Genomic DNA, 14,741 nt, shown 5'->3' with positions numbered 1-14,741 from the left:
CGTGAGCCGCCGCGCTTCTCACAAAGTGGAAACATCCTATTGCCAGGCGGAAAAACTCTGATCTAAGATTCTTCGTACTTGCCTATGGCGAGTTCAAGGTCGAACTTGGGCTATCTACCGGGCGCTGCAGAAAGGACTGGTAGCCCCGTGTTGGATCGCCTCAACGCCTATTCGTCGACCGTGGAATCCCCTGACCGGTGGGTCGTCGCGACCGTCATCGCCGTCTCCGGGTCCGTCCCCCGCCCCATCGGCACCTCGATGGCCGTCCGCGACGATACCCTGACCATCGGATCGATCTCCGGCGGCTGCGTCGAATCGGCGATCGTCGACGCCGCCCTCACCGCGATCACCGACCAGCGGTCGATGATCTGCGAGTTCGGCTTCAGCGACGAGTCCGGACTCTCCGTCGGCCTCATGTGCGGCGGCGACATCAGCGTCCTCATCGAACCGCTCACCCCTCTCGCCGAGGCGGTCGCCCGTCTCATCGATTCCGCCCGCGACGACGCCGCCGACGACGCCGGTGCCCTCATCCGCGAGATCCCCCTCGACGTCGCGATGCGCGGCGGCGAACTCGTCGCACCCGCGCCGCCGGACTCCCGCGCACCGCTGTCACCCGTGACGCTCGGCCCCGGCGAGCCCCTGCCCCAGACCTTCGCCGAGGCGGTCGGGACCGCCGCTGCCCCCGTCGCTGAGATCGTGCGCCGCGGAGGCTGCGGGATCGTCGCGGTCCGCGACGAGACCCGACCCGACTGCCCGACCGTGCGCCGGCTCTTCGTCGAATCCCGTCGCCCCCGCGCCCGCGTCCTCATCTACGGCGCCAACGACTTCTCGACCGCGATCGCCCAGGCCGCCTCCCTCCTCGGTCTCCACGTCACGGTCTGCGACGCCCGCCCCGTCTTCGCGACCCGAGCCCGCCACCCCGGCGCGCACGAGGTCGTCGTCGACCGTCCCGGCGAGCACTTCGCCCGCGAGTGCGCGGCCGGCCGCGTCGACTCACGCACCGCGGTCATCGTGCTCACCCACGACCCGCGCTTCGACCTGCCGGTCCTCGACCGCGCCCTGCGGATGGATCTCGCCTACGTCGGGGCGATGGGGTCACGGACGACCCACGAGAGGCGAGCGCAGGAACTCGTCCACGGGGGCCTGCCGCAGGCCGCGTTCGACGCGCTCCACTCCCCGATCGGCCTCGACATCGGCGCCCGCACCCCGCAGGAGGTCGCCGTCGCCGTCCTCGCCGAACTCATCGCCGTGACGACGGGCCGGGCCACCTCGGCGGGCATCCCCGAACTGCGCCACACGACCGGACCGATCCACAGGTCCCGCGCCAGCGACAGCGACAGCGCTGCGCCCGACCACGCGACGCCCGACCCCGACGACGCGGCACCCAGCCCCGACCCAACGGCACCCGACCCCGGCCCCACAGCACCCCCGCGGGAGGAATCGGCGGCACCCCCGCATCCCCTGCACCGGCTCGGCACCGCGCTCACCCGCGGGGAGGCGATGATCTCATGGATATGAGCTGCGTCGACGAGGTGCTCACCTGCGCTGATCCGGAACGGTGGCAGCCCGGTGACAGCTGGCTGGCCGGGGGCACCGTGCTCTTCTCCTACGGCACCGACATCACCCAGGGGCCGCCGCGGCGCCTGCTCGACATCACCGAAGCCGGCTGGACGCCGACGCAGTGGCGCTGCGACGCCTCCGGTGAACCCCTCGAGCTCGAGATCGCCGCGACCTGCCTGATCAAGGACATCTTCGAGTTCCGCGCGAACGGTCCGCGCCTGCCCGCCCACACCGATCGGGTGCTGCCCGGCCTCGACCTCTTCGCCCCGTGCTGTGACTCCTTCGTCGCGTCGTGGAAGATCTGGAACGCCTCGACGATCGGCGGCAACGTCGCCACGGGACTGCCCGCCGGCCCGATGATCTCCCTCCTCTCCGGCCTCGACGCCGTCGCCCTCCTGTGGGGACCACGCGGGTCGCTGCGGGCCGTGCCCGTCGCCGACCTCGTCGTCGGGGAGGCGCAGACGACGCTCGAGCCCGGGGAGCTCATCCGCAGCTTCCACGTCCCGATCGCTGCGCTCACGCAGCCGTGCGCGTTCCGCCGCATCTCCCTGACCGAACGCGGACGCACCGCGGCACTCATCATCGGCCGCCGCCTCGGCGCCGATACCCTGCGCTTGGCGATCACCGGGTCGACCCGTCGCCCGCACATCATCGACCTCGGCCCGGACGCCGCGCATGCGGCGACGTGTGCGGGGCTGCAGGCGGCGATCGACGAGGCGGTCGCCGGGGTCTGGCACGACGACATCCACGGCACCCCGCAGTGGCGGGAGGCGATGACGCACCGCCTCGGCGCGGAGATCCTCACCGAACTGCTCGACCCCGCCGAACCGCACCCGCGCTTCGCCGCGCGCACGACCGGAGACATCACGATGACGAGGAGCACGCGATGACGACGACCGAACACACCCCACCTGCCACCGCACCCGGAAGGCCGTCGGCCACCGTCGACGGACGCACCGTCACCGTCTCACCCGAACCCGGGCAGTGCCTGCGCACGTGGCTGCGGGAACAGGGGGCGACCGGGGTGAAGAAGGGCTGCGACGGCGGCGACTGCGGAGCGTGCACCGTCATCGTCGACGACGAGGCGATCCACTCGTGCCTCTATCCCGCCCACCGGATCGCCGGGAAGTCGGTGACGACGATCCAGGGACTCGGCACGCCGGAGGACCTGCACCCGGTGCAGGAGAACTTCCTCGCCGCCGGCGGCTTCCAGTGCGGGTTCTGCACGGCGGGGATGATCTGCACGGTCGCCGCGATGACCGAGGCCGACAAGAAGGACCTGCCGCGCAGTCTCAAGGGCAACGTGTGCCGGTGCACCGGCTACCGAACGATCGAGGATGCCGTGGCCGGCCACCGCAACGTCGACCCCGGATTCCGCGGCATCGGGGCGAACACCGGGGCACTCGCCGGCCCCGGCGTCGTCACCGGCACCGTCCGGTACACGATGGACCTGCGACCGGACGAGCTGCCCGCGCCCCTGCTCCACGGCGCGCTCGTCCACGCGACCCGGGCGCACGCGCGGATCCTCGCCATCGACACGACGCGGGCGCTCGCCGAACCGGGCGTCATCGCCGTCCTCACCCACGAGGACGCCCCGGCCAAGCGGTTCTCGACCGCGCAGCACGAGATCGTCGAGGACGACCCCAAGGACACCCGCGTCTTCGACGACGTCGTCCGGTACTGGGGACAGCGCGTCGCCGTCGTCATCGCCGAAACCCAGCGGGCGGCCGAACGCGGGGTCCGCCTCGTCGACATCGAGTACGAGGACCTGCCGGCGGTCTTCGACGTCGAACTCGCCGACGCCCCCGACGCCCCGGCGATCCACCCAGACGCCGGTCCGGACGCGGGCATCGCCCGACCCGGTGACAACGTCCTCGCCGAAGTCCACCACGAGATCGGCGACGTCGAGGCCGCACTCGCCGCCTCGGCGGTCACCCACGAGGCGACGTACCGCACCCAGCGCCTCTCGCACATGGCGCTCGAGACCCACGGGGCGATCGCGTGGACCGACGACGAAGGCCGATTCGTCGTCCGCAGCAGCACGCAGGTGCCGTTCCTCGTCCGCCGGGCGCTGAGCCGGATCTTCGACCTCGACCCGGATCGGGTGCGGGTCTACTGCGAGCGCGTGGGCGGTGGATTCGGCGGGAAGCAGGAGGTGCTCTGCGAGGACGTCGCCCTGCTCGCGACGATGGCCACCGGCCGGCCCGTGCGTCTCGAACTCTCCCGCAAGGAGGTCTTCACCGCCACCACCGTCCGCCATCCCTTCCGGATGCGGGTGCGCGCCGGCGCCGACGAGACCGGGACGCTGACAGCACTCGCCGTCGACGTCCGGTCGAACACCGGCGCCTACGGCAATCACGGTCCCGGCGTCCTCTTCCACGGGGTCGGGGAGTCGGTGGCCGTCTACAACGCACCGCACAAGAAGGTCGACGCGATGGTCCTCTACACGAACACGATGCCCTCGGGAGCGTTCCGTGGCTACGGGCTGAGCCAGATGATCTTCGCCGTCGAGTCGACGATCACCGCCTTGGCCGACAAGCTCGGCATCGACGAACTCGAGATGCGCCGGAGGAACATCATCGGACCCTCCGACCCCATGCTCAGCGCTCACGACGAACCCGAGGAGGACCTCCTCATCGGCAGCTACGGACTCGACCAGTGCATCGATCTCGTCAGCTCCGCCCTCGACCGCGGCCGCACTCGCTGGGCCGAGCACGTCGCCGCCGGGCACGGGGAGGACCTCGGCGAGGAGTGGAACATCGGCGAGGGGCACGCGATCGCGATGATCGCCACCGCCCCACCGCGCGGCCACATCGCCCACGCCCACATCACCCTCGGCGAGGGCGGGACGTACGAGCTGCGGGTGGGCACCGCGGAGTTCGGCAACGGCACCTCGACCGTCCACGCGCAGCTCGCCTCGACCCTGCTCGGCACGACGACGGACCGGATCACGCTGAAGCAGTCCGATTCCGATGTCGTCGAACACGACACGGGGGCCTTCGGGTCGACGGGGACGACGATCGCCGGGAAGGCCAACGATCTCGCGACGAAGGACCTCATCGCGCGTTTGCAGGCACTGGCGGCGCCCCACCTCGGCGCCCGGCCCGAGGAGGTCGAGATCGCCGGCGACTATGCGTGCGTGCGGGTCCCGGCCGACCTCAATGCCCGCTTCGCCGCGGTTGTCGGACCCGCCGGCGGCAGGCGCGCGGTCCACCTCGACGTGCTCCTGCGCGAGTCGCTCGCGGCCACCGGGGAGGCCCCGACGGGGTCGGGCTACTGGGGTGGGGAGCCGCGGTCGGTGGCGTTCAACGTCCACGGATTCCGGGTCGCAGTGAACATGTGCACCGGTGAGGTCCGGATCCTCCAGTCCGTCCACGCCGCTGACGCCGGGGTCGTGATGAACCCCCACCAGTGCCGCGGACAGGTCGAGGGCGGGGTCGCCCAGGCGATCGGGGCCGCCCTCTACGAGCGCATCATCGTCGACGAGGAGACCGGCAGACCCGTCACCGACATCCTCCGGCAGTACAAGGCCCCGAACTTCGCCGACATCCCCCGCACCGAGGTCCACTTCGCCGACACCCATGACGCCGTCGGTCCGCAGGGGGCGAAGTCGATGAGCGAATCCCCGTTCAATCCGGTCGCTCCCGCGCTCGCCAACGCGATCCGCCATGCCACCGGGGTCCACTTCACGGCGACGCCTCTGACGAGGGATGCCATCTATGCGGGACTCGCCGAGGCGGGGGTGCTTGAGCAATGAGCGCGACCGTGCCGCACGCGCGCAGGCCCACAGTCTCCGGTTCCGGGAGGTCGGCGATGACAGGCCGGGGCGTCGCCCTCATCCTCGCCGCCGGGTCGGGGCACCGCCTCGGGCTCGGCCCGAAGGCGCTGCTGCCGTGGGAGGACTCGGTCCTCGTCGTCCGGGCCGTCCGGGTGGCCGTCGCCGCCGGGCTGAGGCCCGTCGTCACCGCCGGTCCCGGTCGCGGCGAGATCGAAGCCCACCTCGCCGCGGCGGGGCTCGGGGACGTCGCCGTCATCGACGTGCCCGACGCCGAGGTGGGGATGTCCGCATCGTGGCGGGCCGGGATCGCGGCGATCGGTCGGGAGCCGGGGACCACCTCGGCGACACCGGTCCTCGTCATGCTCGTCGACCAGCCCGGGATCGGCCGGGCCGTCCTCGACCGGCTCATCGGCGCGTTCGATCCCGGGCGCATCGCCCGCGCGGCCTGGTTGGGCTTCCCCGGCCACCCGGTGCTCCTGCCGCTCAACCACGCCCGCGCCGCCGTCAGGCGAGCGAGCGGCGACGAAGCGGGACGGGCGTGGCTGCGGGGGCACACCCACCTCGTCGACCTCGTCGAATGCTCGGACCTCGGGGACGCCTCCGACATCGACACCCCCGACGATCTGCGGGCCTGGCGGGAACGGGCGCCGACGAACCGGTAGCGTGGGAGACCAGACCATCCACCCACCAACGCCGAGGCGGTGCGCCGATGACCGAAGCTTCCCACGACCCGATCCCCGCCGGTGACAGCGGGACCGGGGTCGCCGTTCCCACGACCGTCGTCTTCGACCTCGGTCAGGTCCTCGTCGGCTGGGACCAGTCCGGGCCGCTGGCCGACCGGATGAGCCGGGCCGAATGGGACGCCTTCGCCGCCGAAGCCGACTTCGCCGCCCTCAACGTCTCCGCCGACAACGGTGCCACCATCGCCGAGGTGGTCGAGCGGGCAAGTGCGACCGATCCCCGCCACGGGGAGATCGTCGCGACGTACTACGAGCGGTTCGACCGGTCGCTGACCGGCCCGATCCCCGGCATGGCCGAGATCGTCGCCGAACTGGGAGCTCAAGGCACCCGTCTCCTCGGACTGTCGAACTGGTCGGCCGAGACCATCCACTTCGCGCCCGTCGCGGCACCGGCGATCAGCGAACTCGAGGACATCGTCGTCTCCGGGCGGGAGAAGCTCATCAAACCCGACCCCGCGATCTTCCGCCTCCTCCTCGACCGCTTCGACCTCGACCCTGCTCGCACGGTGTTCGTCGACGACCTCGCGGCCAACGTCGAGGCGGCGCGCGCTCTTGGGCTCATCGGCATCGTCTTCACCGGTGCTCAGGACCTGCGGGCCGACCTCGAGCGGCTCGGCCTCCTCGGTGCCCGCAATCACACGTGAGGCGCCTGGCTAGCCGAGGTCGACGCCCTTCGCCGTCGCGAGCGCCTGCAGCTTCTCGCGGTCGTCGGTCTGCACGCACACCGTCGCCCGCAGCCCTTCGCTCTCTCGTCGCAGCAGGTAGTGCGCGACGCTGTCGGTGAGCGGGTCCCCCGCGTCGTCGACGAAGTCCCAGCGCACCTGGACCATGACGAGATCGGGGGTGAGATGATCCTCGCCGAGGAGGTCGTACCCGACCGTGGCGAGCCCGAGCTTCCGGTAGAGCGGGTAGGACTGCTCGAGTCCCGCGGCCATCGCCTCCCGCGACTCGAGCACCCCGGAGAATGTGTCGTCGACGATCATTCCCGGCATCGACCACAGCCGGCTCGCCGCCTCGGCATCGAACTCGGTCAGCGAGCGCGCGTACTCATCGAGGTAGGCAGTGATCTCGGTCGTCTCGATCGTCATGTCCCCACCGTACCGCCGCACCTGCGGTGAACATGTTCACTCCAGTGCCTTCCGGGCGGCCTTGAGCGCGATCCTCCGGGGCAGCAGACCGGCACCGGCGGCAAGCACCTTGTTGCCGAACCCCGAGATGACGCTGCGCGGCTGACGGTGCTCGAGCGCGGCGAAGGCGACCGCGACGACCTGTTCGGGTGTCTCGAACCGTCCTGTGCCCGCGAAGTCGCTGCCGGCCACGGCGAAGAACTCCGTGTTCGTCGGACCGGGGCTGAGCGCGAGCACCCGCAGCGGAGCCGACCGCGTCTCCTCGGCGATCGCCTCGGTGAGGGAGAGGACGTAGGCCTTCGTCGCGCCGTACGCGGCCATCCCGGGCGTGGGTTGGTAGGCCGCGGTGCTCGCGATGTTGACGAGCACCCCGGTCAGCTGCGGCAGCAGCGCGCGGGTCAGCCGGGTCAGCGCCACGACGTTGACGGCGAGCATGTCATCGATCCGCTCGGGGTCTGTGTCGGCGAAGGGTTCGGCGATGCCGAACCCGGCGTTGTTGACGAGCGAGTCGACCGCGATGCCGCCGGTGGTGAGATCCGTGAGGAGCCCGTCGACCCCTGCCGCCTCGGCGAGATCATGGACGAGCACGTGGGCGGTGATGCGGTGGGCGGTCTCGAGGTCCCGCGCGAGCTCCTCGAGCCGGTCGCGGCGGCGGGCGACGAGGACGAGATCGGCGCCGCGGGCGGCGAACTGTCGGGCGAACTCCGCCCCGAGGCCCGAGCTCGCGCCGGTGATGAGGACGGTGGTGCCGCGGACGTCGAGTGCGTGCCGTCTCACGCCCTCGGCCCCGGTGCCGCGCGGCGGCCGTCGACATCGGCGATGATCCGGGAGGCGAGCGCCTCGGCGGACGCGGGATTCTGCCCCGAGTAGAGGCTGCCGTCGACGACGATGTGGGGACGCAGTGGAACCACGCCCTTCTCGTAGTGGATCCCGGCGTCCTTGACGGCGTCCTCGAGGAGCCACTTGGCCTTCCACGCGAAGGCGTTGAGACGCTCCTCGACGTTGGAGAGTCCCGTCATCGTCCGTCCGGCGAAGGCGTTCGACCCGTCCTCGTTCTTCGCCGCGAGCACGGCGACCGGCGCATGGCAGAGGAGGGCGAGGGGCCTGCCGGAGTCGAGGCGGCGCGCCAGCAGAGCACCGGAGACCGGATCGACCGCGAGGTCCTCCATCGGGCCGTGCCCTCCGGGGTAGAAGACGACGTCGTAGTCGGCCTCGTCGACAGTGTCGAGGGCGAGGGGATGGTCGAGGGCGTCCTTGATCGAGTCGAGGTAGGCGCGGATCTCCCGGCGCTTCTTCGGTCGACCCCCGGCGATGCCGAGGCTGAGCTCGTCGAGCGTCGGAGGCACTCCCCCGGGCGTGGCCACGGTGATGTCCCACCCGGCCTCGGAGAAGAGACGGTAGGGTTCGGCGACCTCCTCGGCCCAGTAGCCGGTGGGATGGACGGTGCCGTCCTCAAGCGTCCATCCGGTGGCGGCGGTGATGACGAAGAGAACCGATGTCATGAGGGGACCTTTCCTGCGACGACGGGGACGCTGTGGGAGAGGACGATCTGCTTGCTAAAGTTAACAGTGTCCACACTGAAAAAGTACGGGGGAGGACCGACAGTGTCAACAGCGCCTGCGGAGAAGCCGCGGCATCATCATGGCAACCTGCGCCACGCGCTCATCACCGCCGGCGTCGAGATGCTCGAGACGGGTGAGGCCTTCTCGCTGCGCGCCGTGGCCCGCCGGGTCGGCGTCTCCCAGGCCGCGCCGTATCGCCACTTCGCAAGTAAGCAGGACCTCGAAGCCGCGATGGCCGCCGATGGCTTCGCCGAGCTCCAGACCGCACTCGAAGCCGTCGTCGGCGAGCACGGGGAGGGCGACACCCCGCTCGTCGAGCTCGCGCTCACCTACATCCGCTTCGCCGAGGCGCATCCGGCCCTCTACGCTCTGATGTTCGGCCAGGAGCTCAGCACCGTCGACGAGGTCAGGGTCGCCTGCGCGGCCGTCTTCGCCCGCATCCAGGAGGTCGCGGTCGCCACCCACCCGCAGCGGGATCCGCACGGACTCGCCACCGCCGGATGGGCTCTCGCCCACGGACTGGCGACCCTCCACATCGACGGCACCCTCGGGGCCAACGACGACGTCGACTTCGACACCCGCGTCCGCGCCGCCTTCGCCGCCCTGCTCACCGACTGAGACCCACGCAGCGCCGCTGAGACCGGGAACACACCCGGAGGTCGGGAATGAATCTCCGCATCGCTATGTTGACACCGTTAACTTCGTCAGCCTACTCTCAGTTCGAGAGTCCGGAATCAGATGTGGAGATGAGAACCATGACCGAGACGAACACCGCCCCGACCACCGAAGTCACCCTGGGCTCGCGCACCCTCCAGGTGCCCGCGGGCGGTCTCTTCGACCGCTATCGCATGCAGCCCGACCTCGACGAGGTCGCCCGCGACCCCCGCGTGACCAGCGTCGACTTCTTCCGCAACCAGCCGAAGGTCGAGGTGGAGTCGCGCATCGGGCGCACGTTCACCCCGAACTTCTACTACGCGATGTCGAGCGCACGCCTGACGATGCTCGCGCCGATGAGCGCGCTGCGCGACCGGCTGCCCGCACCGCTCGATCCGCTCGAAGCCGTTCCCGGCTTCGGTCTCGCCTCGGTGCTGCTGTTCCGCTACGACGTCGCCGACATCGACTTCTACACCGAGGCGGCCGTCGGCATCGCGGTCAAACCGCCCCACCACGGTCCGCTGGGGGCGATCGACCTGCTCGCGGCGCTGAAGAACAACCACCTCGACTCGTATGTGCTCTCCCTGCCCGTCAACACCGAGATCGCCCAGGTCCGCGGGCACGACGGCTACGGTTTCCCCAAGTGGGTGACCGACATCGATGTCGACATCACCGCGCAGTCCGTGACCGGACGGGTGCTCAACGACTCCGGCGGCAGCGACTTCGAACTCCGGGCCCCGACTCCCCGGCAGAAGCGGCACCGGTCGGGCACCGCGGTGTCCTCCCTGACGTCGTATACGCACTTCGACGGAGGATGGCATGCGACGTTCAACCAGACGAACGCCCTCGTCTCGGGATCTGCGCTGTTCCCGCGCCATGTCGAGACCCGCCTCGGCGAGGGACGGATCTCCGATGACATCCGCTCGCTGCGTCCGACGCGGACCCTGATGTTCGATGTCATGACCCACGGTCAGGCGGCTCTCCACATGCCGCGCGTCATCTCGCTCGACTGACGACGTTCATGTCTCTGACCTACACTCCCAGCCATTCCCGTCACACGACCACAGAAGGGCAGACCATCGTGTCCACACTGACCGCGGATGCGCGGATCACTCCGAGGATCACCGCCGACCGTCTCGCGGCGCTGAGTCGCCGCGTGCGGGTCGCCGACCCCGACGCCACGCAGGACGTCACCAATGCGATGACCGGTGAGGTCCTCGGCACCGTTCCGCACGGCACCCCGGCCGATGTCGTCGCCGCGGCCGCTCGGGCCCGCAGCGTTCAGAAGGAGTGGGCCGCCCGCCCGGTCCGGGAACGGGCGGAGGTGCTATTGCGCTTCCACGACCTCGTGCTGCGCCACCAGGACGAAGTCCTCGACCTCATTCAGCTGGAGAACGGCAAGGCCCGCCGGCATGCGTTCGAGGAGATCATGGATGTCGCGTTGAGCGCCCGCTACTACGCGCACACGGCGGAGAGGTACCTGCGGCCCAAGCGCCGTCAGGGTGCGCAGCTGGCGCTGACGAAGGTGTGGGAGCTCCATCATCCGAAGGGCGTCGTCGGAATCATCTCGCCGTGGAACTATCCGCTGACGCTCGGCATCAGCGATGCCCTGCCGGCGATCGTCGCCGGCAATGCGGTGGTCACGAAGCCGGATGCGCAGACGCCGTTCGCCGCACTCTGGGCCGTGGAGATGCTCGAGCGGGCGGGCATGCAGCCCGGTCTCGTCGAGGTCGTCACCGGGTCGGGTGCCGAACTCGGTCTGCCGATCATCGAGAACTCCGATTTCCTCATGTTCACGGGGTCGACCGCTGTGGGACAGACGGTGGCCGCCCAGGCCGGGGAGAACCTCATCGACGCGTCGATGGAGCTCGGCGGGAAGAACGCCCTTCTCGTCCTCGACGATGCCGACGTCGACAAGGCGGTGTCCGGGGCGATCCGGGCGAGCTTCTCCAACACAGGGCAGCTGTGCATCTCGATGGAGCGCATCTATGTCCCCGACGTCCTCTGGGACGACTTCACTGAGAAGTTCGCCGCTGCCGCCAGGGCGATGACGCTGACCGCCGGGATCGACTACTCCGCGGACATGGGCTCGCTCGTGTCGCAGAAGCAGCTCGAGACGGTGATGCGCCATGTCGATGATGCGCGGGACAAGGGCGCTGCGGTGCTCGCCGGCGGTCGGCGCCGTCCCGAGCTCGGCCCCTACTTCTACGAGCCGACGATCCTCACCGATGTCGACGAGTCGATGGAGGTCTACGCGCACGAGACCTTCGGTCCGGTCGTCAGCCTCTACCGGGTTGCCGACGAGGAGGAGGCGATCGCTGCGGCCAACGACAGCGACTACGGCCTCAACTTCAGCGTGTGGACCTCCGATGAGGACCGGGGAGTCCGCGTCGCCTCCCGGCTCGAGGCCGGCACCGTCAACGTCAACGACGCGTACGCCGCGGCGTGGGGGTCGATGGATGCGCCGATGGGCGGCATGAAGGCCTCGGGCCTCGGCCGGCGGCACGGGGAGCACGGCATCCTCAAGTACACCGAGTCGCAGACGATCGCCGCCTCCCGGCTGCTGCCCGTCGGTGTGCCGGACGATGTCGATCCTGTGCGCTACGCCCGCATCGTCACAGGCGCGCTGCGCGTGCTCAAGCGGATCCCGGGTGTGAAGTGAACCCGACCGACTACGCCCGCGAACGCGGCGACGGACTGCAGACCATCCTCGGTGCCGGTGGGCCGATCGCCGACGAACTCGCCCGCGCCCTCCATCGCGACTTCACTCAGGACATCCGGCTCGTCAGCCGGCACCCGAAGCAGGTCAACGGCACGGATGAGCTCGTCACAGCCGACCTCATGGACCCGGCGTCGACCGAGCGTGCTGTCGCGGGCAGCTCGATCGCCTATCTCACGGTGGGTCTGCCGATGGATTCGGCGCTGTGGGAGGAGAAGTTCCCGGTGATGATGCGCAATGTCATCGATGCGTGCATGGCCCATGGGACGAAGCTCGTCTTCTTCGACAACACGTACATGTACCCGGGCACCCCGACCCCGCAGACCGAGTCGACGGGATTCGCTCCCGGTGGCCGCAAGGGCCGGGTGCGGGCGGCGATCGTCACGATGCTCCTCGACGCGATGGCTGCCGGACAGATCGACGCGCTCATCGGTCGCGCCCCGGAGTTCTACGGGCCGGGGAAGACGAAGAGCTGGTCGAACATGCTCGTCTTCGACCGGATCAGGGCGGGCAAGCGCCCGCTCGTGCCGGTGAGTGCGACGACGAAGCGCTCGCTGATCTGGACGCCGGATGCCAGCCGGGCACTGGCGCTGCTCGGCAACACCGCCGACGCGTACGGGCAGACCTGGCATCTGCCGATTGATGAGCATCGCCGCACGTACCGTGAGCTCATCGCGATCGCCTCCGAGATCACCGGGCGGAAGATCGGCTACACCGTGCTTCCGCTGTGGGTGTTCAAGTTGGGCCGCCGGTTCAATCCGATGCTCGCCGAGGCGGCCGAACTCCTGCCCCGGTACCGCGGGGACAACATCTTCGACACGTCGAAGTTCGCCTCCCGCTTCCCCGACTTCGCTGTGACGACGTATCGGCAGGGCATCGCCGACATCCTCGGCGAGTGAATCCCGAGGCGCCCGCACCGCACGCCGTACGTCAATCAGATCGTCTGTTCCTTCCCCATGAGGGCGTCATAGTATGACGCCGTCTGGTGCTTGAGCGCCCTGGCGACTGCGGCGACGGCGGGACGGCGCATGGAGTCGGGCCGCAGCACCATCCAGTACGGGAGGTGTTCGGTGAGGTCGCCGGGGAGAAGTCTGACGAGGTCGGCATGCTGGTCGGCCATGAAGCACGGCAGGAACCCGATTCCGGCCCCCGTCCGTGTGGCTTCGACGTGGACGAAGACATTCGTCGAGGTCACACCGTCTTTCATCGACGGCACGAGGCGCCGGGGAGCGTCAAGGTCGTCGACGTGGAGCATCGAGTCGACGAAGTACACGAGCTGGTGCTCCATGAGCGCGTCGACCGTCGTCGGGGTGCCGTGGTCGGCGAGGTAGTCCTGCGCAGCGTACATTCCCAGCGCATAGTCGCCGAGGTGGACCGCCTCGGCGCGATGGACCTGCGGTTTCCCGACGACCACTTCGATGTCGAGTCCCGACCGCTGCTGTAGCGCCTGCCGCGTCACCGTGACGATCTCAACGCTCAGGCCCGGGTGGGTCCGCCGCAGCGCCGCGACGGCCGGTGAGGCCACATAGGCGCTGAACCCGTCCGTCGCCGACATCCGCACGACGCCGCTGACGGGATCGGGAGTCTCGCCCGACTCACCGAGGCTGCCGACCGCGAGCTCGACCTTCTCGGCGACGCGCACCGCCTCGGCGCCGAGCTCCGTGAGCTCCCATCCGCTGCCTGATCGGGCGAGCACCCGGCCGCCGAGTGCCTTCTCCAATGCCGCGATCCGTCGTGAGATCGTCGTGTGGTTGACGCCGAGCGCATGGGCAGCCGTGGCGAACTTTGCCGAGCGGGAGACGGCGAGCAGCACGAGCAGATCGTTCGGGGTCGTGTCCATGCCTGCCATCGTACAAAGCGCCGTGAGGGCACTGACCAGTGATCGACGATTCGCTCCGGCAGTGAGACCGTGCCGTCAGTCCACCATCGGGGCGCAGATGCAGCAGCGATTGCCGTCGGGGTCTTCGAGCACCCAGTACGACGGTGCAGCCGTATCGCTGACCAGTTTGCCCCCGGCCCTGATTGCCGCGGCAATGCGCGCCTGGACCTCATCGTGTCCGACCCAGACGTCGAGGTGCCACCGCTGTGGCACCGAGGACTCAGGCAGAGGAAACCGTGAACTCGCTCTCGGCTCCTGCCACCACAGGCTCATCGCCTGGCCCGTCGGGTCGACGAGGTCACCCTTGGCATGGACTCCAGCAGGTGCAGCACCGAGGAGGGCGGCATAGAACGGGGAAACACCTTCAGCTGACTGAGTATCGAGGGCGAACTCGACCTGTTGGAGGCTCGCGGTTTCAGCGACCGCGCCCACCTGCGCGGCGATGCGGCTGATGTCCCTGGCGAGCGCGACTTCCCGGGCGCTCACTCCGACGGAAGCGCTGCCGAGGGTGACGCTGACGGCAGTTTCGGTCAATCCGATGTCAGGCGACAATCCGGCCCGCTCCGCCTCCGCCCCGGTCTTTGCGACGAAATCGAGCCCGGCCGAGAAGTTCGCTGTTCGGAATCGCGCGCGAATCGGGCCGGCCAGCTGGCGCCAGTCGTCGATGCCGGCGTCGTCGATCTCACTGCTGCTGAGTGCGTCCACATTTCGCTCCTGGGCCG

14 protein-coding genes are annotated in these 14,741 nt (G+C 69.7%); 9 read left to right on the top strand and 5 right to left on the bottom strand.

Annotation, left to right across the window (positions count from 1 at the left end):
• Positions 1–147 precede the first annotated feature (147 nt).
• From FJ887_RS12210 to FJ887_RS12190, 5 genes are read left to right on the top strand one after another with little or no spacing between them, the layout of a single operon-like run.
• The gene (locus FJ887_RS12210) at positions 148–1,518 is read left to right on the top strand and encodes an XdhC family protein (protein ID WP_181365649.1); all 1,371 of its coding nucleotides are present in this window, start codon (positions 148–150) and stop codon (positions 1,516–1,518) included.
• Positions 1,509–2,450 (top strand): FAD binding domain-containing protein, encoded by a 942-nt coding sequence (locus FJ887_RS12205; RefSeq protein ID WP_137825530.1) that lies wholly within the window; start codon positions 1,509–1,511, stop codon positions 2,448–2,450. The genes FJ887_RS12210 and FJ887_RS12205 overlap by 10 nt, the downstream gene beginning before the upstream one ends.
• Entirely contained in the window at positions 2,447–5,317 is a 2,871-nt protein-coding gene (locus FJ887_RS12200; RefSeq protein WP_137825531.1) for a molybdopterin-dependent oxidoreductase, read from the top strand. The genes FJ887_RS12205 and FJ887_RS12200 overlap by 4 nt, the downstream gene beginning before the upstream one ends.
• A gap of 56 nt (positions 5,318–5,373) precedes the next feature.
• On the top strand, positions 5,374–6,000 hold the full coding sequence (locus FJ887_RS12195) for a nucleotidyltransferase family protein (protein ID WP_171007035.1): 627 nt from the start codon (positions 5,374–5,376) through the stop codon (positions 5,998–6,000).
• 47 nt (positions 6,001–6,047) lie between these two features.
• Positions 6,048–6,722, top strand: coding sequence for an HAD family hydrolase (locus FJ887_RS12190; protein WP_137825533.1), 675 nt, complete (start codon positions 6,048–6,050; stop codon positions 6,720–6,722).
• A gap of 9 nt (positions 6,723–6,731) precedes the next feature.
• On the opposite strand, the gene FJ887_RS12185 is transcribed toward FJ887_RS12190, so the two are convergent.
• From FJ887_RS12185 to FJ887_RS12175, 3 genes are read right to left on the bottom strand one after another with little or no spacing between them, the layout of a single operon-like run.
• Positions 6,732–7,166 carry a DUF6841 family protein gene (locus FJ887_RS12185; protein ID WP_137825534.1) on the bottom strand — a complete coding sequence of 145 codons (435 nt, stop codon included), beginning with the start codon at positions 7,164–7,166 and terminating at the stop codon, positions 6,732–6,734.
• A 36-nt stretch (positions 7,167–7,202) separates the two neighbouring features.
• A complete protein-coding gene (locus FJ887_RS12180; protein WP_137825535.1) occupies positions 7,203–7,982 on the bottom strand; it encodes an SDR family NAD(P)-dependent oxidoreductase in 780 nt (259 codons plus the stop codon).
• Positions 7,979–8,707 carry a type 1 glutamine amidotransferase domain-containing protein gene (locus tag FJ887_RS12175; RefSeq protein ID WP_137825536.1) on the bottom strand — a complete coding sequence of 243 codons (729 nt, stop codon included), beginning with the start codon at positions 8,705–8,707 and terminating at the stop codon, positions 7,979–7,981. Before FJ887_RS12175 ends, FJ887_RS12180 begins: the two co-directional genes overlap by 4 nt.
• 102 nt (positions 8,708–8,809) lie before the next feature.
• Here FJ887_RS12175 and FJ887_RS12170 point away from each other — a divergent pair, with 102 nt between their 5' ends.
• The 4 genes from FJ887_RS12170 to FJ887_RS12155 all read left to right on the top strand — a co-directional run bounded on the left by FJ887_RS12170 (position 8,810) and on the right by FJ887_RS12155 (position 13,039).
• Positions 8,810–9,385, top strand: a complete 576-nt coding sequence (locus FJ887_RS12170; RefSeq protein WP_249356755.1) for a TetR/AcrR family transcriptional regulator — start codon at positions 8,810–8,812, stop codon at positions 9,383–9,385.
• Between the two features lie 137 nt (positions 9,386–9,522).
• Positions 9,523–10,434 carry an acetoacetate decarboxylase family protein gene (locus tag FJ887_RS12165; RefSeq protein WP_137825537.1) on the top strand — a complete coding sequence of 304 codons (912 nt, stop codon included), beginning with the start codon at positions 9,523–9,525 and terminating at the stop codon, positions 10,432–10,434.
• 68 nt (positions 10,435–10,502) lie between these two features.
• On the top strand, positions 10,503–12,083 hold the full coding sequence (locus tag FJ887_RS12160; RefSeq protein WP_137825538.1) for a succinic semialdehyde dehydrogenase: 1,581 nt from the start codon (positions 10,503–10,505) through the stop codon (positions 12,081–12,083).
• Entirely contained in the window at positions 12,080–13,039 is a 960-nt protein-coding gene (locus FJ887_RS12155; RefSeq protein ID WP_249356756.1) for an NAD-dependent epimerase/dehydratase family protein, read from the top strand. Before FJ887_RS12160 ends, FJ887_RS12155 begins: the two co-directional genes overlap by 4 nt.
• Positions 13,040–13,074: 35 nt before the next feature.
• Here FJ887_RS12155 and FJ887_RS12150 read toward each other — a convergent pair whose 3' ends face one another.
• Positions 13,075–13,980, bottom strand: coding sequence for a LysR family transcriptional regulator (locus FJ887_RS12150; RefSeq protein WP_137825539.1), 906 nt, complete (start codon positions 13,978–13,980; stop codon positions 13,075–13,077).
• A gap of 75 nt (positions 13,981–14,055) precedes the next feature.
• The gene (locus FJ887_RS12145) at positions 14,056–14,724 is read right to left on the bottom strand and encodes a 4a-hydroxytetrahydrobiopterin dehydratase (RefSeq protein WP_137825540.1); all 669 of its coding nucleotides are present in this window, start codon (positions 14,722–14,724) and stop codon (positions 14,056–14,058) included.
• Positions 14,725–14,741: the final 17 nt, after the last annotated feature.

The sequence above is a fragment of the Brevibacterium sp. XM4083 genome (assembly GCF_006489205.2).
In the GTDB taxonomy this organism is placed as follows: domain Bacteria; phylum Actinomycetota; class Actinomycetes; order Actinomycetales; family Brevibacteriaceae; genus Brevibacterium.
The sequence above is the reverse complement of the archived record's forward strand: the minus strand, read 5'-3'. Positions and strand labels throughout refer to the sequence as shown.

Coding starts and splice junctions, on each gene's coding strand:
- FJ887_RS12175 (WP_137825536.1), bottom strand. CDS start 8,707: ATGACATCGGTTCTCTTCGTCATCACCGCCGCCACCGGATGGACGCTT.
- FJ887_RS12195 (WP_171007035.1), top strand. CDS start 5,374: ATGACAGGCCGGGGCGTCGCCCTCATCCTCGCCGCCGGGTCGGGGCAC.
- FJ887_RS12190 (WP_137825533.1), top strand. CDS start 6,048: ATGACCGAAGCTTCCCACGACCCGATCCCCGCCGGTGACAGCGGGACC.
- FJ887_RS12205 (WP_137825530.1), top strand. CDS start 1,509: ATGGATATGAGCTGCGTCGACGAGGTGCTCACCTGCGCTGATCCGGAA.
- FJ887_RS12200 (WP_137825531.1), top strand. CDS start 2,447: ATGACGACGACCGAACACACCCCACCTGCCACCGCACCCGGAAGGCCG.
- FJ887_RS12165 (WP_137825537.1), top strand. CDS start 9,523: ATGACCGAGACGAACACCGCCCCGACCACCGAAGTCACCCTGGGCTCG.
- FJ887_RS12185 (WP_137825534.1), bottom strand. CDS start 7,166: ATGACGATCGAGACGACCGAGATCACTGCCTACCTCGATGAGTACGCG.
- FJ887_RS12150 (WP_137825539.1), bottom strand. CDS start 13,980: ATGGACACGACCCCGAACGATCTGCTCGTGCTGCTCGCCGTCTCCCGC.